Annotated in this window: 12 protein-coding genes; 6 read left to right on the top strand and 6 right to left on the bottom strand. The window is 48.6% G+C overall.

Annotated elements, in window-relative coordinates:
- The coding region (locus QUA34_RS00760) for an Ig-like domain-containing protein (protein WP_445242782.1) at positions 1-4806 on the top strand (4806 nt) is incomplete at its 5' end.
- A 654-nt stretch (positions 4807-5460) separates the two neighbouring features.
- Here the strand turns inward: QUA34_RS00760 and QUA34_RS00755 are convergent.
- Positions 5461-6084 carry a GNAT family N-acetyltransferase gene (locus QUA34_RS00755; protein ID WP_333085179.1) on the bottom strand — a complete coding sequence of 208 codons (624 nt, stop codon included), beginning with the start codon at positions 6082-6084 and terminating at the stop codon, positions 5461-5463.
- A gap of 1722 nt (positions 6085-7806) precedes the next feature.
- On the opposite strand from QUA34_RS00755, the gene QUA34_RS00750 reads away from it, so the two are divergent.
- Together QUA34_RS00750 and QUA34_RS00745 are read left to right on the top strand one after the other, a co-directional pair.
- Positions 7807-11331: a response regulator gene (locus QUA34_RS00750; protein WP_333323530.1), complete on the top strand. Its 3525-nt coding sequence runs from the start codon at positions 7807-7809 to the stop codon at positions 11329-11331.
- A 412-nt stretch (positions 11332-11743) separates the two neighbouring features.
- Positions 11744-12190 carry a hypothetical protein gene (locus tag QUA34_RS00745; RefSeq protein ID WP_333383281.1) on the top strand — a complete coding sequence of 149 codons (447 nt, stop codon included), beginning with the start codon at positions 11744-11746 and terminating at the stop codon, positions 12188-12190.
- Between the two features lie 219 nt (positions 12191-12409).
- Here QUA34_RS00745 and pheS read toward each other — a convergent pair whose 3' ends face one another.
- Positions 12410-13414, bottom strand: coding sequence for a phenylalanine--tRNA ligase subunit alpha (gene pheS / locus QUA34_RS00740; protein ID WP_333323526.1), 1005 nt, complete (start codon positions 13412-13414; stop codon positions 12410-12412).
- Positions 13415-13636: 222 nt separating this feature from the next.
- Between pheS and surE the strand changes: the two genes are divergently transcribed.
- Both surE and QUA34_RS00730 read left to right on the top strand, forming a co-directional pair.
- Positions 13637-14443 carry a 5'/3'-nucleotidase SurE gene (surE, locus tag QUA34_RS00735; RefSeq protein ID WP_333323524.1) on the top strand — a complete coding sequence of 269 codons (807 nt, stop codon included), beginning with the start codon at positions 13637-13639 and terminating at the stop codon, positions 14441-14443.
- A 127-nt stretch (positions 14444-14570) separates the two neighbouring features.
- Positions 14571-14969 carry a hypothetical protein gene (locus QUA34_RS00730; RefSeq protein WP_333215869.1) on the top strand — a complete coding sequence of 133 codons (399 nt, stop codon included), beginning with the start codon at positions 14571-14573 and terminating at the stop codon, positions 14967-14969.
- Positions 14970-15349: 380 nt separating this feature from the next.
- On the opposite strand, the gene QUA34_RS00725 is transcribed toward QUA34_RS00730, so the two are convergent.
- Together QUA34_RS00725 and QUA34_RS00720 are read right to left on the bottom strand one after the other, a co-directional pair.
- Positions 15350-16570, bottom strand: coding sequence for an LL-diaminopimelate aminotransferase (locus QUA34_RS00725; protein WP_333383278.1), 1221 nt, complete (start codon positions 16568-16570; stop codon positions 15350-15352).
- Between the two features lie 221 nt (positions 16571-16791).
- Complete coding sequence (locus tag QUA34_RS00720; RefSeq protein ID WP_190740071.1) at positions 16792-17118, bottom strand: thioredoxin domain-containing protein; 327 nt, start codon at positions 17116-17118, stop codon at positions 16792-16794.
- 144 nt (positions 17119-17262) lie between these two features.
- Here QUA34_RS00720 and QUA34_RS00715 point away from each other — a divergent pair, with 144 nt between their 5' ends.
- The gene (locus QUA34_RS00715; protein ID WP_333323521.1) at positions 17263-18018 is read left to right on the top strand and encodes a biotin/lipoate A/B protein ligase family protein; all 756 of its coding nucleotides are present in this window, start codon (positions 17263-17265) and stop codon (positions 18016-18018) included.
- A 268-nt stretch (positions 18019-18286) separates the two neighbouring features.
- On the opposite strand, the gene QUA34_RS00710 is transcribed toward QUA34_RS00715, so the two are convergent.
- Together QUA34_RS00710 and QUA34_RS00705 are read right to left on the bottom strand one after the other, a co-directional pair.
- On the bottom strand, positions 18287-19069 hold the full coding sequence (locus QUA34_RS00710; RefSeq protein WP_333383275.1) for a DUF928 domain-containing protein: 783 nt from the start codon (positions 19067-19069) through the stop codon (positions 18287-18289).
- Between the two features lie 38 nt (positions 19070-19107).
- Entirely contained in the window at positions 19108-21057 is a 1950-nt protein-coding gene (locus QUA34_RS00705; protein ID WP_333383272.1) for an adenylate/guanylate cyclase domain-containing protein, read from the bottom strand.
- Positions 21058-21064: the final 7 nt, after the last annotated feature.

Below are 21064 nucleotides of genomic sequence, written 5' to 3'. Positions count from 1 at the left end.
CCCACAACACCAACTCCCACACCGACTCCCACAACACCAACTCCCACACCGACTCCCACAACACCAACTCCCACACCGACTCCCACAACACCAACTCCCACACCAACTCCCACAACTCCAACTGACAACCAACCGCCAGTTGCCAAGAATGCCAACTCCAGCCTCGCGCCCAACAGCAGCCAGTTAGTGACAGGATTGGGAGGAAGCGACCCCGACGGGCCGATCGCCTCTTACACGATCAACACCCTGCCCTCACCAGACCAAGCAGTCCTGTTTTTAGGAGATCCAGCCAACGGCGGCGTACCAGTCACAGCAGGTCAAGTCCTGACGCCTCAACAGTTACAGCAACTATTTTTCCAAACGACGGGCAACTTTACAGGAGCAAATTTCACCTACAGCGCCACAGACAACAGCGGCGCCACCAGTCCCGCTACCGCTACTGTCGCGGCCATACTTCCAACTAACAACCAACCGCCAGTTGCCAACAATGCCAACTCCAGCCTCGGACCCAACAGCAGCCAGTTAGTGACAGGATTGGGAGGAAGCGACCCCGACGGGTCGATCGCCTCTTACACGATCAACACCCTGCCCTCACCAGACCAAGCAGTCCTGTTTTTAGGAGATCCAGCCAACGGCGGCGTACCAGTCACAGCAGGTCAAGTCCTGACGCCTCAACAGTTACAGCAACTATTTTTCCAAACGAAGGGCAACTTTACAGGAGCCAATTTCACCTACAGCGCCACAGACAACAGCGGCGCCTCCAGTCCCGCTGTCGCTACTGTGGCGGCTATCTTGCGCCCAGTGGCGCCAACTCCCACACCAACACCAACTCCAACTAACAACCAACCGCCATTAGCCAACAATGCCAACTCCCGCCTCGGACCCAACAGCAGCAGGTTAGTCACGGGATTGGGAGGAAGCGACCCCGACGGGTCGATCGCCTCTTACACGATCAACACCCTGCCCTCACCAGACCAAGCAGTCCTGTTTTTAGGAGATCCAGCCAACGGCGGCCAACCAGTGACGCCAGGCCAAGTCCTAACTCCAGCACAGTTGCAGCAACTATTTTTCCAAACGACGGGCAACTTTACAGGAGCAAATTTCACCTACAGCGCCACAGACAACAGCGGCGCCACCAGTCCCGCTACCGCTACTGTCGCGGCCATACTTCCAACTAACAACCAACCGCCAGTTGCCAACAATGCCAACTCCAGCCTCGGGCCCAACAGCAGCCAGTTAGTGACAGGATTGGGAGGAAGCGACCCCGACGGGTCGATCGCCTCTTACACGATCAACACCCTGCCCTCACCAGACCAAGCAGTCCTGTTTTTAGGAGATCCAGCCAACGGCGGCGTACCAGTCACACCAGGTCAAGTCCTGACGCCTCAACAGTTACAGCAACTATTTTTCCAAACGACGGGCAACTTTACAGGAGCCAATTTCACCTACAGCGCCACAGACAACAGCGGCGCCTCCAGTCCCGCTGTCGCTACTGTGGCGGCTATCTTGCGGCCTGTTTCGCCAATTCCCACACCAACTCCAACTCCAACTGACAACCAGCCGCCATTAGCCAACAATGCCAACTCCCGCCTCGGACCCAACAGCAGCAGGTTAGTCACGGGATTGGGAGGAAGGGACCGCGACCCCGACGGGTCGATCGTCTCTTACACCATCAACACCCTGCCCTCACCAGACCAAGCAGTCCTGTTTTTAGGAGATCCAGCCAACGGCGGTGTACCAGTGACACAAGGTCAAGTCCTGACTCCTGAACAGTTGCAGCAACTATATTTCTTCACGACGGGCAACTTTACAGGAGCCAATTTCACCTACACCGCTACAGACAACAGCGGTGCTATCAGTCCAGTCGCTACCGCTAGTGTGGCGGGACTGATAGGACCCACACCAACTCCCAGCACAACTGACAACCAACCGCCAGTTGCCAACAATGCCAACTCCAGCCTCGGGCCCAACAGCAGCCAGTTAGTGACAGGATTGGGAGGAAGCGACCCCGACCCCGACGGGTCGATCGCCTCTTACACCATCAACACCCTGCCCCCAGCGGCCCAAGGAGTCCTGTTTTTAGGAGATCCAGCCAACGGCGGCGTACCCGTGACACCAGGTCAAATCCTGACACCGGAACAGCTAGGACAACTATTTTTCCAATCCACAGGTAGCTTTACCGGAGCAACTTTCAGCTACAGCGCCACAGATAGCAACGGCGCTACCAGTTCCCTGGCTACCGCTACTCTCGGTTCCACAGGAGCAACTCCCACACCAAATCCCCTAAACTTACCGCCAGTAACCAACAATGCTAATTTCACGGTAGACCCCAACAGCAGCGCGCGGGTGCCGGGATTGGGAGGAAGTGACCCCGATGGGTCGATCGCCTCTTACACGATCAACACCCTGCCGCCAGCGGCCCAAGGAATCCTGTTTTTAGGAGATCCAGCCAACGGCGGAGTAGCCGTGACACCAGGTCAAGTTTTGACACCGGAACAAATAGGACAACTATTTTTCCAATCCACCGGCGACTTTACCGGTGCCAATTTCAGCTACAGCGCCACAGATAACAGCGGCGCTACCAGCCCCGCCACTGCTACAGTTGCCGCTATCTCCCCGACTTCCAACCAACCGCCATCGATTAACAATGTTAACTTCACGGTTCCGACTAACGGCATCGTGCAGGTGTTGGGATTGGGAGGAAGTGACCCCGATGGGTCGATCGTCTCTTACACCATCACCAGAGTCCCCCCAGCCAACCAAGGAGTCCTGTTCCTATCAGATTCAGTCAACGGCGACATACCCGTGAAAGTCGGTCAAGTTTTGACTCCGGCACAAATAGGACAACTATTTTTCGTAGCCACAGTTGACTTTAACGGAGCAACTTTCAGCTACACCGCCACGGACAACCTCGGCAAAGTCAGCCCCGCTAGCGCTACTGTTGCTGCTATCTTGAGGCCAGTTGGAACTGTTCCCCCACTCATACCTACACCCACACCAACGCCGGCATCGCCGATCGTCTCAAATCCGATCGCCGAAACAGATACCGACTGTCAATGTTCGCCCATTATTGAAAAACCGGGAATTAACTTTGCGCCTCCGCAGCAACCACCCGCAGTTGGATTTGTCGGGCCGATTTCACAATTTTCAGAGGGACAAACCACCAAAGGAACCGACGGCGATGACTTGATCGTAGACACCAAAGGCAACCAAAAAATCGTCGGTTTTGAAGGCAACGATCTGCTTTTAGGTGAAGACGGTGCGGACGAAATTTACGGAAACGAAGACAATGACACGATTTTTGGGGGCATTGACACCGATATTGTTTACGGAGACGAGGGCAACGATATCGTATTTGCAGGCAAACAGAACGACTGGATTGCCGGCGACTTAGGCTCTGACAGCCTGTTTGGAGATCTAGGTGCCGATACGATTTTGGGAGACAACGGCAACGATAACTCCAGCAGTGCTCAGAACAATGGCGATTTGATCTTCGGAGGCAACGGTGCAGACCTGATTAACGGCAACGAGGGCGAGGATACCATCCATACCGGCAAAGGTGACGATATTGCCCTTGGAGGTAAAGAAAATGACTTAATTTGGGGCGAACTCGGCTCTGATACCTTGTTTGGTGGCATCGGCTCCGACACCTTGTTTGGTGGCATCGGCGACAAAAGGGCCAGCGACTCCCAGGGACGCGACTTGCTGTACGGAGGTTTCGGCAACGACTTCCTCCACGGCCAACAAGGCAACGATACGATCGTTGCAGGCAAAGATAACGATCGCGCTTACGGAGGTAAAGGCAATGACCTGATCTACGGTCAATTAGGCTCTGATACCCTCTACGGCGGCCAAGGAGCCGATACTCTGCTCGGCGACAGTGGCAGTTCCCAGTCCATCGGGGATATCGGGGAACAAGACTTAATCTTTGCCGACGGTGGCAACGACATCATCGGCGGCGGCCACGGTAATGATACCGTGCAAGCAGGTAAAGGCAATGATTGTGTTTGGGGTGGCAAAGATCATGACCTGATTTGGGGCGAAATTGGCTCTGATACCCTTGTCGGCGACAGCGGCGACGACACCATGTACGGCGGTGCTCGAAGTCGAGTTCAAGATGTTGGCGGCCAGGACTTGCTCTTTGGTGGCATCGGTGCTGATGTGCTGTTCGGCGATGAGGGTGACGATACCATCAGTGGCGGTCAAGACAACGACTTGATTTACGGCGGCAAAGCTAACGATCTCATACACGGAGATCAGGGCGACGACTTGATTTACGGCGGTGACGGCAGCGATGAGATCTGCGGTGACGAGGGCAACGATACCATCTATGGCGATCGTGCTGATAACCGGGGTGTCTCGGTGGCCGCAAACGACCAGCAAGACTGCATCAACGGCGGTGAGGGCGATGACTTGCTTTACGGCAACGAAGGCCAAGATACTATCAACGGAGATGCTGGCAACGATACCTTGATTGGTGGTAAAGATAACGACCTTCTCAATGGGGGCGCTGGAGATGACTGGCTGTTTGGCGACTTGGGCGAAGATACTTTAATTGGAGGTATTGGGAGCGATCAATTTGTGTTGAATGGTGAGGGCGGCACTGATACTGTCATTAACTTCGAGGTAGGCGTCGATAAGTTTGTTTTGACCGACGGGCTGAGTTTCCAGCAGTTGCAATTTAGCGCCACTCCGAACGGTACGTTGCTGCGAGTAGCAGGAACCGATCGGGTTTTAGCGAATCTGGTTGGGGTTAACGGGGCGATCGGCTCCTCGGATTTCCTACCAAATCTCTCTGAACTCTAGAATTGGCGGCGAAAGTCTCCTGTTCCGACGAACAAAACGCCACAGCAGATCAGAACTTCTGTGGCGTTCCTCACCCTACTCAATCCGGGTTAGAAACTGTGTTGCACTCGGCCCTTGACATCGCTCTTACAGTTGCCTTTTGTCCCTCTCTAAAATGCTAAAAAATAAAGGTGTGTTCAACCCGGATTTGGTATAATATCAAATCTGGTAGCCTTGGGCTTATTCATAAATCTCTTATTATCGGCGTAAATCAGCTTCAATCCCTTGTCCGGGGCGGTTAATGAATTTTCTTTTTTTTACCGCAGATGTGGGCAGATAAACACAGATTAACGCAGATTAATTCGATTGATTCCTGTTGCAGCGTCCGTGATTCTTGACGGGATTTTACGCCCGACGAGGCTACCGGATTTGATATAATTTTGTATGGGTTTTTCAGGTGGTCTCAGGTACACAAGGCTTGGTAGCTCAAGTGTTTACTACCAACTAATTGTAGTGTGTTGTGCGATCGGGCTTAAGAGCAAACTAAAATTTATCACTAATTCCCCATTCCCATTCCATTGATTCACAATTCGGAAGTAAAAGATACACGGATAGCTATTTTTTCCTTTTTCTTGGCGAAGCCCCAATTCCCCATGATCAATTCAAATACTTAGCTTAGGATAGCGAAATCTGCTTGCGTAAAAACAGGCGGCGCGGCTGGCCGAACAGCCAACCAGTCCAATTCCAATCCACCTGTTGCAAGCGATAGCCGGCCTGATAGTACAACTGTCGCGCCGGGTGATTATTTTCCAGAACGTGGAGGTAAATCTCAGAAAATCCCCATTCTTTGGCGGTCTCCTCGCAGTTGCTGAGCAATTGTTGAGCAACTCCCTGGCGCCGATAATCCGGGTGAACGGCTAAATTCGACAAATAAGGATAGTCAGAACTAGGGATTTGCCAAGGAAAGCGAGAACGCAAAGCCATTTCTACTGTTCCTGCCATACGCTGAGCTCGGTGCGATCGATAATTCTGTGTTCCCTCCTCGCGCGAGACTAGCTCAGCAACCAGACAAATGTAATGTTCTGCCTTAGAACGCAGTCGATTTTTTAAATCTTCGTAAATGCCCAAACGCAACACTGGATACACCCATTCTACCAACCCCTCGCGGGAGTGAAAGCTCATGGCTAAAATATCAGCTAGCTGCGTTAAGTCGTTGGGCACAGCGACCCGGATCGAAAAACCAGAAAGTCCGGGAGTTTGTTGTTGGTGAGATGGTGAGGAAAAAAATGAAGGATTCACAATGCCAGGCCACTATATTAATTTTTTTTACGCGGGTTTCTAAGCTACCCTCTTAGAAAATTCACTGATGTTATACTGATCTTATAACGTAACTTATAGGCATAGTTTATTAGCCAGATTAAATTATATTTTTTGGTGCTTGACTTTAAGTACCATTTGAGGTAAATGGAAAATTTTTAGCATTTAATACTCTAGTTATGAAAAAATAAAACTCATCCCCTAATACTAGATTTGTGGATAAGCTATTTTGCCTTTAAATTGAAGCTTGATCCCTGGCTTTCGGCCGGCATCAGAAGAGTTTAAGTAAACAGTAGCTTACAAATTAAATGCGCGACAGCTTAGCGGGCAAGGTATTAAAAACAATCACAAAGGTTTTAACGTCAGGTTCCCGGAATCCTACCGATCTCTGCTTACGGAAATACCCGATCGAATATAATTTATCCGTCCAGCGGTAGTAGAAAAACTCCACGACTTACCATACTAACACCGGGTACGATCGCGCGTCGGATGTTCGCCGCCGCCCCCCCGGCTTGGCACCCTAGTTTTCAGCAGTTCTGGGCTATCCATCGCCCGTCCCCCATGGAACCGGCCTTACCTGTTGAGCTAGGGGGTACTTTCCCAACTTCCAATTTAAATTTGGATGCCTGGAAACAGTCAGCAGGGGTTTTCCCCGTCGGTTCGATACTCTGCTGCGCGCGATGAGACCTTAAAAACCTCGATCGAGCTGATTGACCCTGCCCAAAAACCGATACAAGCCACCGACACTCGTCGGGGACTGATCAAAATTTTAGACCCTAGTTCAAGCTCCCCGATTCATCTGTGGAGTAAATCTAAAATCTAAAACCTAAAATCTAAAATCGACTGATCGGTTTCCACAGAGTACATCCCTAGCTAAGATTAACAGATGGATGCTCTAGCTTGCGGTGTTTCGCCGCAGTAATTGGCTTGGGCGTTAATCTGCAGGACGCACAAAAAATGCCGAGATCGGGGAAAAAAATGCAAGTCTAACTAAAATGGTACAGCAATTGCGTCACTCCCACAGACACCTCTGTGGTCTGTCAGCCACCCCCGAATATCAGTCAGGGGCTCGGCGCCGGATTGTGGTCGGTATCCTTGGCTGACTGTTAAAGTTGCTATTACTTGTGGGAAAAAACACAGGCGAAGATGTTGGTTGTCTATTCTATCTTGCTGCGGGCAGCTTTCACATACCAAATAAAATAGTCCCAGGAGCCAGGAGCAAACATAAATTTGGCAAATCAACTCACAATCAGGACGGTTATTCCTATGTATTCTGAGAAATCCAGACGGCAGTTAAAATAGCCAGATTTGTGTTTGCTCTCCGGCTGCATAAAGGTAAGGGGTGAAGGAAAATTATCGGGAGACGAGTTTATGTGAATATCATTAAATAATAAAATTGGGGTGCACGACAGATAACTGTGGCTCAGAAGAATTCCGAATTGAAAACCCAGACATCAAAAATCAAGGTTGATGCTTGCCTCGCACACTCACAACAACTTCATATAGACGAATTATTGTGATACCTTTTTCCCAAAATAATGGCACTCTAGGCAAAATCCCAACCCTTATGTCATCAGTCATTCGCAATCGAAAATCGAAAATCGAAAATCGAAAATGGTATGACTTCAGCAATTTAAATCGGCGAATTCTTCCTTTAATCAGACTTATTAAATCGAACAGCCCCGGGGCACAGGAGAACGGTGCATGAATTCCCAAGAAAATCCTAAGCTAAAAATTCTGATCGTCGATGACGAACCAGATAACCTCGACTTGCTTTACCGCACCTTTCATCGAGACTACAAAGTGCTCAGAGCCGAATCAGGCCCGGCTGCGCTCGAAATTTTGGCAAAAGAGGGAGAAGTTGCGGTGATTATCTCCGACCAGCGAATGCCAAAAATGAGCGGTACGGAGTTTCTCAGCCTGACCGCGGCTCAGTACCCCGACGTGATCCGAATTATTTTAACTGGCTATACGGATGTTGAAGATTTAGTTGAAGCTATTAACGCTGGCAAAGTATTTAAATACGTTACCAAGCCTTGGGATGCTCAAGAGCTGATCAATCTTGTCAGTCAAGCTGTTGAGACTCACAATCTTCTGAAAACGCGCACCAATGAACTGCGCCGTGCTTTGAGCCAAGAATCGCTGCTTTATGCCGTTACCAATACTATCCGATCGGCTCCCAATTACCAGCAAATGCTGCAAAGAATTGTGGAAACTGTCGGGCAGATGTTTGAGGTGAGTTGCTGTCTGCTGCGGCCGTTCCAAGACGGCCGGGTGGCCGATGAGTGGTTCGTTTACCAAAAGGCAGAAACTAAAGGGTTGCGGGGCGATGAGGAAGCAATGCCCGGTGATGCTTCTGCTGCCGAACTCTCGCCCGATTTGCTGCCGGATTTGGTTTGGGAAACTCTGGATGTGGAGGTGATTCAAGATGCCCAAACTGACGATCGAGTTTTAAACTGGGATAATCCGCAACGACAACAGGCTTACGAAGCTGCGAATATTCGATCGAGCTTGATCGTACCGCTGTTTTACAAAATCGAACTGATGGCAGTCTTGGCGCTGCACCAGTTTGAGGAACCGCGCCAGTGGCAAGACCACGAGGTACAGTTGGTAATTACGGTGGCAGACCAAGCGGCTTTGGCGCTTTCTCAAGCCCGGGCTTACGAACAGGTGCGGGCGCTGGCCAAGCGCGAGGCCTTAGTCAATACTATTACTACGGCAATTCGATCGAGTCTCGATCCCCAAAATATTTTTGCAGCCATTACTCAACAACTCGGCCAAGCTTTGCAAGTTGACGGCTGCGCCCTATCTCTGTGGACTGAAGATGATGAATACGTCCAATGCGTGGGGCTATACGACACAGATAGGGATACCGTGGCTGTAGAACAGGGTTTTATTGACAATCCAGAAGTAGTTGTGAACTCTCTGGGCTACGAGACGGCTTCTGGCGATGCTGCTGAGAACACTCGCGCCTGGGTTTTTGCCCATCCTTCTTTGCCACAGTCTTTGGTGCCGATTCGAGGCAATCCGCTGTTGTTGCAAGTTATGGTATCAAAAGAGCCGGTGGCGATCGAAGATCTCGACGAACACCCCGAGTTAAATGTTACAGAACTGCAAGTTCGATCGCCAGCCCGCGCCCTGTTAGTCGTTCCCTTACTCTCAGAAGGCAAAATCATCGGCAGCATTTCCCTGCGCCAAAATCACAGCATCCGCCGCTGGAACATCTCAGACATTGACCTGGCTCAAATAGTCGCAACTCAAGCTGCTCTGGCCGTGCAGCAGTCGCGCCTCTACCAGACTACCAGACAGCAGGCAGAACGGCTTCTGGAAGCCGATCGGCTCAAAACCGAATTTTTCCAAAATATCTCCCACGAGTTCCGCACACCTCTAACTCTAACTATCGGCCCTCTAGAGTCAGCTTGTAGGCGCAAAGAAGACTTACCCTACGAACAAGCCGTAATCGCTTTGCGTAATTCCCGCCGCCTCCTGCGCTTGGTAAATCAACTGCTGGACTTGCAGCGACTCGATGCTGGAAGGATGCAGCCAAGTTTTCGCCCCTGCGATTTAGTCGGTTTCTGTTACTCTACCGCAGAGTCGTTCCGCGCCTACTGCGAGAAAAAAGGACTGCACTTAATTACCCAACTGCAAGAATGTCCTTTACTTTATTTGGACTTGGAAAGATTTGACAAAGTTATTTACAACCTGCTATCAAATGCTGTTAAATTCACCCCAGAAGGCGGAACTATCACCCTGAAAGTTGAATCGGCCGGCGCTCACTGCTTGTTGCAAGTAAAAGACACCGGTATCGGCATTCGCACCGAACAAATTCCCTATTTATTCGAGCGGTTTCACCAAGCCGAAGGCTCAGCTAGCCGTTCCTACGAAGGCAGCGGATTAGGTTTGGCACTTGTCAAAGAATTAGTCGAACTCCACGGCGGTCAAATTTCAGTTGAATCAGTTTACGGCGAAGGTACTACTTTTACCGTTTGGCTGCACTTCGGTTCGACTCACTTGCCCCCGGAACAGGTACTAGAAATACCTGCGGAGTTTCACTCATCCAAAGCAGCGGTGGAACTGGCTGATGTGGAAGCGGATTTATCGGAAAATGAGGCAGAAAATCATAACTTTGATGCGCTCCAACCGATCAAATCAGAAACAGCAGTGGGAACGGTTTTGGTGGTTGACGACAATCCTGATTTGCGCTTTTATGTGTCGGCAATTCTGCGAGATTCCGGCTTTGCAGTTTTGCTCGCCCGCAACGGAGAAGAAGGATTTGCCGTGGCTAAAAAACGTCGCCCTAATTTAATTATAACTGATTTGATGATGCCTTTGATTTCGGGCTTGGATTTGATTAAGATGATTCGAGAGGATGAGGAATTGCAGGGAACTCCGGCAATTTTACTGACTGCTAAAGCCGATGAAGATACTCGAATTGAAGGAGTAGAACGGGGTGCGGATGCTTATTTGTCCAAGCCTTTTAACGATCGAGAATTGTTGGCGGAAGTGCGGAATTTGATCGCCCTCAAACAAAACGAGCGCCGAGTGCAGCAGTTGAACAGTTATTTAACTGAGTCGGTGCTGCGCCGATTTTTGCCGCCGGCGATGGTGAAGGCTGCAGCGGCTGGAGATTTGGCCTTGGATTTGCGCCCGGAACCGCGATTGATTACTATTTTGTTTAGCGATATTGTCGGTTTTACTCAAATGGCAAATACGCTGCGCTCGCGCCGGGTAGCTGAGCTGTTGAATGAATATTTGGCGGCAATGACTAAGGCTATTTTTGACAGTGGCGGTACGGTGGACAAGTTTGTTGGAGATGCGGTAATGGCTTTCTTTGGCGCGCCGGAGGAACTAACGCCTAATGAGCAAGTACGCCGCGCTGTGGCTGCTGCTGACCAAATGCTGCGAGCTCTGAAGGAGCTTAACAAGGGCTGGTTGGAGCAGGGAATTGTTGGGGAAAATGGCGTGCCTCCGGTGCGGTTTCGCTGCGGAATTCACCAGGGTACTGCGGTGGTGGGGATGTTTGGCGGCCCTGATCGATCGGATTATACTGCGATCGGGCCGAGCGTGAATATTGCCGCCCGCTTGCAAGAGGTGACGGAACCAAACACGGTGCTAATTTCGGCGGCGGTTGCAGATTATGTTGAGGAAAATCGCATTGTTAAATATAAGCCTTTGAAACTAAAGGGAATTGATGAAACTGTATTGACTTTTTTACTAAATTGTGATTAGTCATTATAAGTTTTATATGTGGATATCCCACGCACAATTTCGGGAACAACCTATTCGTAAATACAGCAGATTTAAACTGAGTGAAGTACATTCACCCCACCCGCCCCAGGGCTGGTTCATATCGATTCCGGTGCAACCGGAATCGATATCAATTGTTTAATCTTTAATCTAAAATCTACAATCTACTCACCCAAGTTCACGATTCCAAATGGCGGCTGGGGAGTCAACTCTAAAATCTAAAATCTAAAATCTAAAATCTAAAATCTAAAATTGACTGACATTCCTGGCGTCCATCTATCAAAAGAGGGACATTTTTTAACCGTTCGTTGGCGGATAACCTCTCTCTAGAGAACGGTTCAGCCGATCGCTCTGATCGAGTAGAAATAGAATGTCATATCTCATTGTGTATTGTATGAAACTCAATTCTTTTACGAAACGGCTTTCGACTGTCGGGCGCTGGATGGCTACAACTGTGCTTTGCGTGTCAGCGATGGCTTTCGTTTGGTCTGGTGCGTTTTTCTCGAACACCGCAGCACAGGCTTCTCCTGCTGTAAACTTGATCGCAGCAGCAGATGCGGGCGATGCGGTTCAAGAAAAAGCCAGCAAAGATGCTGGACGAGCCAAGAACTTCATCCGAGATACAGAAGAGAAGGTTAAGGAAACTGCCAAGACAAATGCTTCTAAAGTCGATCGAGCATCGGAGGATGGTAGTGTAGTAGAGCGCAAAGCTAAGAAAGATGCGGCCACAATTGAGAAAAGAGCATCGGAAGATTCAGCTCGGACTCAGAAAGCAGTTGATAACACCAAGAATGCTGTAGAGAGCGCTGTTGACAGCATCAAGGGTGTTTTTGGGAAGTAGACAACAAATAAGTAGGTAAGCGCAAAAAAACAATAATATCTTGCGGGGGCTTGTAGGGGCGGCTTTAGTGCTTATCTACAGTAAGGGCGAGTCGATCGTTGCAGAACCCGCCCTCTCCCCCAGTAATGTTTATTTGTACTTACTTACTTGAAACTGAAAAATTGATGTAGCTTAAGCAAAATCTCTAGAGGGTTTGTAGAACCGACCCCAAACCATGCTTTAAAATTGCCGCAAAAAACGCAAATCGCTACCATAAACCCGGCGAATGTCGTCGATTTCATAAAGTACCATTGCGAACCGCTCGACTCCAAAACCGGCCGCAAACCCAGTATATTTTTCTGGGTCTAAACCGACTCCTTTAAGAACGTTAGGATCGACTGTTCCGCACCCCAAAACTTCCAGCCATTTGCCGTTCCACTGCAAATCAACTTCGGCGGAAGGTTCGGTAAACGGAAAGTAACTCGTGCGGAAACGAATCGGCAAATCTTGCCCGAACATTTGTCGCAAAAACTCTTTAATTGTGCCTTTCAAGTCAGTAAATGTCAGACCTTCATCAATTGCTAAAAGTTCAATTTGGTGGAAAACTGCGGCGTGAGTAGCATCAACAGTATCGCGGCGGTAAACGCGGCCGGGAGAGACAATCCGAATCGGCGGTTTGTGCTGTTCCATGTAGCGAATTTGCACTGATGATGTCTGAGTCCGCAGCAAGTTGCCGCCTGGTAGGTAAAATGTATCTTGCATATCCCGCGCTGGGTGGTCTGGCGGTGTGTTCAGCGCCTCGAAGTTGTAATAATCTGTTTCCATTTCGGGCCCGTTGGCGACGGTGTAGCCGAGGCCGACAAAGATATCGAGAGCGCGGTCTATGACTGCGTTTAATGGGTGCACGCGGCCGTGGGGGCGAAAAATCCCCGGCATGGTGACATCGATGGTTTCTGAGGCTAATTTTGCTTGGATTTGGGCGGTTTGGAGGGCGGCGCGCTTGTCTTCTAAATCGGCTTGCAGGGCTTCTTTGACTGTATTGGCGATCGCACCTACTTTGGGCCGTTGGTCTGGCGACAGTTTGCCCATCATGCCTAAAATTTGAGAGAGTTGGCCTTTTTTGCCGAGGTAGCCGACGCGCAACTGTTCGAGTTGTTCGAGGGTATTGGCAGTGGCGATCGCACTTTTGGACTCTTGGCCGAGGGTTTCTAGTTGAGTTTCAATGTCGCTAAGCTGGACAGTCATTTTGATTTTAGATTTTAGATTTTAGATTTTAGATTGATGGCAGTTTTGGGCCAAGTTGAGTTTAGCGCAATTTTGGCTCTACAGCTTGTTGATTTTAGATTTTAGATTTTAGATTTTAGATTTTCGGCAGTTACGGATAATTTGTAATAGGGAATTCGATGTTAGAGCGATCGCGCTAGTTGAATCTAGTTTAGTATTGTTATAAGGCTTATAAAAATTTCAATGAAACTTTTAATTAGCAACGACGACGGCATCTTTGCACAAGGCATCCGCAGCCTCGCCAACGCTCTCGCCGACGCTGGCCACGACGTGAGCGTAGTTTGTCCCGACAGAGAGCGTTCTGCTACCGGCCACGGCCTTACTCTGCACCAACCCATCCGCGCCGAAATTGTCGAATCTATTTTTGATCCCGCAGTCCAAGCTTGGGCCTGTTCGGGCACTCCCGCCGACTGCGTGAAACTTGCTTTGTGGGCTTTACTTGACAAACCGCCGGATTTTGTTCTTTCCGGTATCAACCACGGGCCCAATTTAGGCACGGATATCATCTGTTCGGGTACGGTTTCGGCCGCAATGGAAGGAATTATGGAAGGGATTCCCAGCATTGCTTTCAGCCTCGCCAGCTTTACTTCGCAGGAATTTGGGCCGGCGGTGGATTTCGCTGTCAGCTTGCTGGCACAGTTGGAAAAACAGCCAATGGCGAAACCGATGCTGTTGAATGTCAACATACCAGCAGTCACACAAGCAGAAATTACCGGAGTTGCGATCGCCCGTCAAGGCATTCGCCGCTATTTCGACATATTTCAAAAGCGCACCGATCCGCGCGGCAAAACTTATTATTGGCTGGCTGGGGAATTGTTAGAAGATGTAGAAGAAATCGCCGATTCGGCGGTGCCGCATGATATTCCTACAGACGTACAAGCTATTCGCGACAACAGAATAACCGTAACTCCTTTGCAATATAATCTCACCTGTGCTCCCGACTTGCACTCGTTGCGGGATTGGCAAGTTGAAGGTTTTCCGAAGCAGTGAGCTCCGATCGACCCGATCGGAGCGGTAAACTAGGAATTAAGGAAAAGTGCCTCTCAAGGTCTATACCTTTGGCGTTAACACAGGCTCCCAATTACTTGTTAGTTTTTTTTACTCAAGAAAAACAGTTATGAACGCTCCTACCTATAACACTCATTCTGTCACTTGCCCGATCTGCAACCGTTCCAGCGTCGTAGGCCCAGTCGGGATGGTCAGTGGACTATTCACTTGTCCCCACTGTCATTCTCATATGGTAATTAGCTGGAGCGGTCATTTTGTGCGCGATCCTTTTAGTCTCAAACAACTGACGGTGGGAAAGATGCTCAGGCGCGAGAGCAGACCGTTAGCTCGCCTTCAGCGGGACTTTGGGCTGGGCAAGCCTTTGCCGCTGATTGCAATTTTGGGCAGTGTGGTCTTTTTCGGGTGTGCGCTCGCCGCTACGGAACAATCGCTACTCCGACAGAATTCACTGCAAGGATTTTTAGAGTGGGTGAGCGGAACTGGTAATTCCCAAGATGTCTCACGTTAACATTTCTTAAAAAAAATTGTGACAGATACTGCGTGCAAATATCTATTCCTTTAGGTATAAATCACACTATTTTAGCAATTGCATCCATCTTGAGCTGCGGGTAAGCACTTAGACGCCGTGCCCTTCTTCCTGTGTCCAAAAACGTCAAAACCCCAGTCCGGCAGGGGTTTTAACCCCTGCCTAAAAGCTCACGTCGGGTGGGCTTAAGTCTCATATCAATTCCGGTTGCACCGGAATTATTGTTGACTGTTGACTGTTGACGGGCGGGTCGAAAAACTGAATGGTTGAGTGTTAACTGTTGACTAGATTTTATTATTCCGATGCAACCGGAAACGATATCACGAGGGTGTTTCGGGTTAAGTTGAGACAGATTACATCGCTCAATTTAGAAACTCAGCAATTTTTCTAACTGCTGTTTCCAAAATTGCTGGCGACTCGACTAAGGCAAATCGCACGTAGCCTTCTCCTGATTTCCCGAAACCGGCACCGGGGGAAGCTGCGACTCCTGTACTCTGTACTAGCTGAGTGCAAAATTTCACGGAATCGTTGGCCCAAGGTTCCGGCAGTTTCGCCCAAACGTACATGGTGGCAGGGGGTACGGGTACTTGCCAGCCGATGCCCTGTAGCGCGTTTACAAAGGCATCCCGCCGTTTTCTGAAGGTTTCTACGCTGGTTCTGACGGTATCTTGAGGGCCTGTTAATGCGGAGATCGCTCCGTTTAAAATCCCTCGATATTGGTTGAAGTCCACTGCGGCTTTTACCTGTCGCAGCGCTGCAATTAGTTCGGAATTGCCGATCGCATATCCGACTCGAAAACCTCCCATACTGTAGGATTTGGATAGTGTAAAAAACTCGATCGCCACACTCTTATCTCTATCGGCCTGAAAAATTGACGGCGCCATCAATTTGCGGTTTTCCTCGATCTCAGAGGGCGGGCACGGGGGCACCGCCCCTACAGAATCGTCAAACACCAAATCTACATAAGGGAAATCGTGAACTAAAACAAGTTGATGTTCCCGACAAAAAGCCACAGCTTTCTCAAAAAAAGCAACCGGGGCGATCGCAGTTGTAGGATTGTGAGGATAGCTCAAAACCATCATCTTCGACTCAGCCAGCACTGCTGTCGGAATATCTTCAAATATCGGCAAAAACGCATTTTCTGCTAATATGGGCATCGGATAAATTTGACCGCCAGCCAAATGCACACCGCCCGCGTGGGAAGGATAGCCCGGATCGAGCAACAAAGCAAAATCTCCAGGGTTGAGTACAGCTAAAGGCATATGCGCCGTGCCTTCTTGGGAACCAATTAACGGCAGCACTTCTGTTTCTGGATTGACTGCAATTCCAAATTTTTGCTCGTACCAAATAGCTGCTGCTTCCCGAAAATCTCTTGTGCCGTTAAATAGCAAATAGCCGTGGGTGCTGGTGTCTGACAGAGAATGTGCGATCGCATCTGTAATATGAGCCGCCGCCGGCAAATCCGAAGAACCCAGAGACAAGTCAATCACATTTTGTCCCGCTGCTCTAGCTTGAGCTTTTGCCCGATCCATATCGGCAAATACATTAAATTGCAGTGGCTCTAAACGTTTAGCAAATTGCATATTTTTTCTAACTTTTGGGGCATATTAATATTTCTTACATGGCTGAATTATTTTTTTTTCATTTTTATGTGCTGCTTTGTAAATTTTTTTATAACCCCAGAGAGCGCAGAGGGCGCAGATTCAGAGAGGAATATCGAGGAGAAAAGAGAGATATTAAAAAATCTTTTCGATTGCTATAGTTGTGAGTTGGGAGTTGGAAACTCCCGAATCATTTCCAAACTTTATAAGTGAGCGTCCAGCAAACCGACCAAAGTTTGTTTAGTAATGGCTCCCTCGTGAGAAAGCACTACTTCGGCATTTTTAAACAGCCTGAGAGCTGGGACTCCTTCTACTTTATACTGCTTGACAGTATTAGGATTGGGGTCAATTTCCATTTTAACCACTTTCAGCCGATCGCTGTAGTTGGCCGCCACCCAGTCTATCGAAGGCGCGATCAGTTTGCAAGGCCCGCACCAAGTAGCCCAAAAATAGGCAAGCACTGGTTGCTCAGCTTTCAGGACTTCTGTTTCAAATTTTTCGTCGTTAATGACAATTACACTGTTGCTCATGGTTCTGCGATTATTTTTTCTATTTATTTCTAAAGCACCGGCGGGCGTGAAACTTGCATCAACTTAGAAGACAGGCCCAAAAAACTGTTACTAATTTTAAAACATTCTGTGAATTATTGAGTGCAAACTCAGGACTGGGGACGGATGGCTAATTCTGTATGGCGTTTAATTCCACTGTTGTCGGCGTCTGGTAGCGTGCAGATGGCGATCGACCAATGGCTACTGGAACAGCATCTAGCGGGCAAACATCCGCCAACTCTGCGATTTTACACTTGGCAACCGGCGGCGATTTCCTTGGGCTACCACCAGCGCCGATGGCCGGAGTTTTGGCAGCAGTTGTCTTGGCAGGGAATGCCTGTGGAGTTGGTGAGGAGGCCCAGCGGCGGGCGCGCAGTGCTGCACCAAGGGGATTTAACTTATGCAGTTGTGGCGTCGGGATTTGGAAGCAGCCGTATGAAAGCTTATCAGACTATTTGCGAGTTTTTGATTGAGGGTTGGAGGGCGATGGGTTTGGATTTGCAATACGGGGAAGCGGGAAGGGGTTATATTCACAATCCGAATTGTTTTGGTACTGCGACGGGTGCGGATTTAGTTACCGCTGATGGTTGCAAGTTAATTGGTAGCGCACAATTGCGACGGGGTGATGCTATTTTGCAGCACGGTTCGATGCGTTTGCAGCCGGATGTTAAATTGTTTTCTCAAGTGTTTGGGGAGGAATTAATTCCTGTGCAATTACCTCTATCTGAAGGGGGAGATGATTTGATAGCCACTGTAATTGATGTTTTGAGTGCGGTGGCTTGTCGCTGTTTTGAAATTGATTTGGAGGTGCAGCCGCTTTCGGATCAGGAATGGCAGGATATTGGGGAATTAACAAGTAATAAGCTGTTTCACATTTTTTAACCTGCATATTTGGGGGCGGGCTTTCCTGCCACCTTTTGGGAACAGCCAAGATGGCCGTTCCACATATTTCTGGGATAATTATTGTGGGGTATACCGCCTTTTGGGAACAGCAAAGATGGCCGTTCCACAACAAAGAAATTTTATTGTATAACAGCCATCTTGGCTATTACTGATACAAGTGAAAAACTTGTACACTTCTTTTTATTAAAAGTTTTCTGGCCCGTTGCTCTAACGCCACCAAAAAAGTTAAATTAAAATGCAGTAGAGCTTATGGCTGTGGCGGAATTTGAACGATCGGCTCTTGGGCAATTTCGCCCAATTTCACAGAATCCAGCAAGCTTTCCCAGTCAGCCTTGAACGTTGTATCATTAGGCTGATCACGGCGAGCGGCAGCTAGGGTGCTGAGGGCATCTTGCCAAATCCCATTTTCAGCATAAATAACGGTTTTCTGGCGCGGATCAGCCTGATCTAATTGACGGCGGATATCTTCACTGAGTTCAACTCGCCGTACAGTACCGATTTCGATCTGATCTGCCGATCGGTCTTGAGAGTCGCAAATCACTGTAAAATTCCAACGGTAACTTTTGCCTAATTCCAAGGGCGGCACATTTTTGTTAGCGGGGATACTAACGCCGATCACCCCTGATAAATTGGTAATTGTGACATCCTGTTTATAAATCTGGTTGCCGCTTTGATCTTGTAGGATAAATTCGGCTGATTGCGCCTCTGTTTGAGGCAAGTAGAAAAAGAACGTTGGATAGTCGGAAACAGTCCGTCCGATCTTATTTTTAGGCATTAAAGCTGTGAGACCTAGCTGACTAATGCTCGCGCAGCCACCGCGCACAGGGCGTCTCGGTTGAGTGGGGGGCCAATTATCTATATCTTCAGTAGGCTGAATGAAGCGCGGCCCTCCCGGTACAGTGGGTGGCTTGCCATCTACTTCTGGAGTCGGCTGTCCCACAACTGCAAATTGAGAAATGTTAAGTGTGGCTATCAATACTATTGAGCCAACTGATATCAGATTGATGAGAAACTTAGTAATTGTTTTCATATTAACTCCATGAATTTTTAGGGATAGATTCTCTCTTTTTATTTCTTTTTCCTTCCCAAAATCCGGTAGACATTAACTTTTTGTTCCCTGCCTCTTAACGGTAAAGGTCCCCAAGATTCTACCTCAAATTTGTCCGCCAGATACAGAAAGGTTTCTTCTGCAATCAATATCCGGCAAGTGTCCTCTTGCCGATCCTTTTCGCAGCTTTCCAGGCGAGAGGCAATATTTACGCTGTCGCCGATCACTCCATATTCTAAACGGGTTGCGCCTCCCAGACTACCCACCATCACAGGCCCTGTAAAGATGCCTACTCGCATTTTTACAGTCGGTAAACCGCGTGTGAGCCAATTTTGATTCATTTCTGGCAAGCGGGAACTGATGGCTAGAGCGCAAGATACGGCGAGGCGAGCATCTTCGGCAATTTCTTCTGGAGTGGTGCGGGGAATGGGTACGCCAAATACTGCCAGCATTCCATCTCCGGTAAATTTATTAATCACGCCTTGATGCTCTTGAACTTCTTGGGCCATTGCTGATAAATACTCATTTAACCAACTCATGACTACTTCTGGCGGTAGTTTTTCGGAGATTGTACTAAAACCCTGCACGTCGGTGAGAATGATGGTAGCAGTAACTTTTTGCCCTGGCAATAACCCTGATTCGAGCAGATGGACGCGCTCTTTCCACAAGGCATTTGCGATCGCAGGTGATGTTTGTTGTCCTAATAACTTCATCACAATCCCTTGCTGTTGCCTCGACTGCTCGTATTTATAGGTAACTGCGACTCCTGCGGTGATTAAAAGGGCCAGGGCTGGAGCAATTAGAGGTATCCACCCCTGTTGCATGAAGAGGAAAAAGCTGAATCCGAATAATGAGCCGCAAGCTGCGATCGCGCTCGCGATCAAATTCAGCGATTTTTCTAGCCGCCAAGCTAAACAGCCGCCCACTGCACTCCAAACCACAATCCAGAGGATTTCTTGCCATTCGTCCCAATACCAAAATAGCCCTTGGCCGTCTAAAACGGCACTGAGAATTTGGCTGGTGGCCGTGGCGTGAATTAATACCCCAGGCGTCGGGATATTACCGTTTGTAGTAGCGCTGTAAGGGGTAGAAAAAATATCTTTTACAGTTGGGGCTGTAACCCCGATTAAGACTATTTTACCTTTTACCAATTTGGGATCAACTTTGCCCTCCAAAACGTGAGTTAGGGTCACGGTTTCTGCTATCTTTTTAGGAGAGCGGTAATTGAGCAATATTTGATAGCCTTGGGCATTAATATTTTGATAACCTCCTGAGTCAGATCGCAATTTTGAAAATACTATTTTATTAGCCTGTATTTCTTGTTTTTCTGTCAATTTAGACTCTACTTTTTTACTATTCAAATAGGCAAAAGCTAGTCGCAGTGAAAATGAAGTCTGTGTCTTTTTACCCTCACTAGCAAACATCAAATTGCGCCGCACTATAAGGTCTGGATCGACTACTAAATCGTTAAATCCTACCCGATTCTCTGGTATGTTAGGATTTGGTGGCACTCGCTGCAGCTTTGAGTCGCCGCGGAAGGTTATCGGAAATACTTTGGGATTTTTAAATTGAATTGCTAATTCTGCATTCCCCGGCTCGTAGGGAATGTCGCGAATTATATCGAGACCAATAGCTAGCGGTTCAAGACGCGCTATTTCGGCGATCGCTTTTGCTAAAGTGCGATCGGAAATTGGCCATTTTTCAATAGTATTAATATCTCGCTCTGTGATTTCAACTATCAGCAACCTGGGGTCAGGACCCCGATCGGGCCGCAACTGCACCATGAGGTCGTAAGCATTTAATTCTAGTGGCTGTAACCCGCCTAAATGCCTCACTCCCAATAGAGTTCCGGTCACGACAATCCAGATAATAGCAAGAGGTTGCAAGTCAGGGAAGGGGAAGAAATAAGTTAAGTTTTTCCAAAGTCCCTCCCCCAATTTATGATAAATTCTATTAAAGAATTTGGGCATAAAATTT

Origin of the sequence: Microcoleus sp. POL10_C6 (genome assembly GCF_036701585.1) — a bacterium.
Lineage (GTDB): Bacteria > Cyanobacteriota > Cyanobacteriia > Cyanobacteriales > Microcoleaceae > Microcoleus.
Note: the sequence above shows the minus strand (reverse complement) of the source record. Positions and strands in the feature narration are given on the sequence as shown.

Bases quoted from the DNA above. Each gene is read 5' to 3' on its own strand.
- QUA34_RS00750 (WP_333323530.1), top strand. From the start codon at position 7,807: ATGAATTCCCAAGAAAATCCTAAGCTAAAAATTCTGATCGTCGATGAC.
- QUA34_RS00745 (WP_333383281.1), top strand. From the start codon at position 11,744: ATGAAACTCAATTCTTTTACGAAACGGCTTTCGACTGTCGGGCGCTGG.
- pheS (WP_333323526.1), bottom strand. From the start codon at position 13,414: ATGACTGTCCAGCTTAGCGACATTGAAACTCAACTAGAAACCCTCGGC.
- surE (WP_333323524.1), top strand. From the start codon at position 13,637: ATGAAACTTTTAATTAGCAACGACGACGGCATCTTTGCACAAGGCATC.
- QUA34_RS00730 (WP_333215869.1), top strand. From the start codon at position 14,571: ATGAACGCTCCTACCTATAACACTCATTCTGTCACTTGCCCGATCTGC.
- QUA34_RS00725 (WP_333383278.1), bottom strand. From the start codon at position 16,570: ATGCAATTTGCTAAACGTTTAGAGCCACTGCAATTTAATGTATTTGCC.
- QUA34_RS00720 (WP_190740071.1), bottom strand. From the start codon at position 17,118: ATGAGCAACAGTGTAATTGTCATTAACGACGAAAAATTTGAAACAGAA.
- QUA34_RS00715 (WP_333323521.1), top strand. From the start codon at position 17,263: ATGGCTAATTCTGTATGGCGTTTAATTCCACTGTTGTCGGCGTCTGGT.
- QUA34_RS00710 (WP_333383275.1), bottom strand. From the start codon at position 19,069: ATGAAAACAATTACTAAGTTTCTCATCAATCTGATATCAGTTGGCTCA.
- QUA34_RS00705 (WP_333383272.1), bottom strand. From the start codon at position 21,057: ATGCCCAAATTCTTTAATAGAATTTATCATAAATTGGGGGAGGGACTT.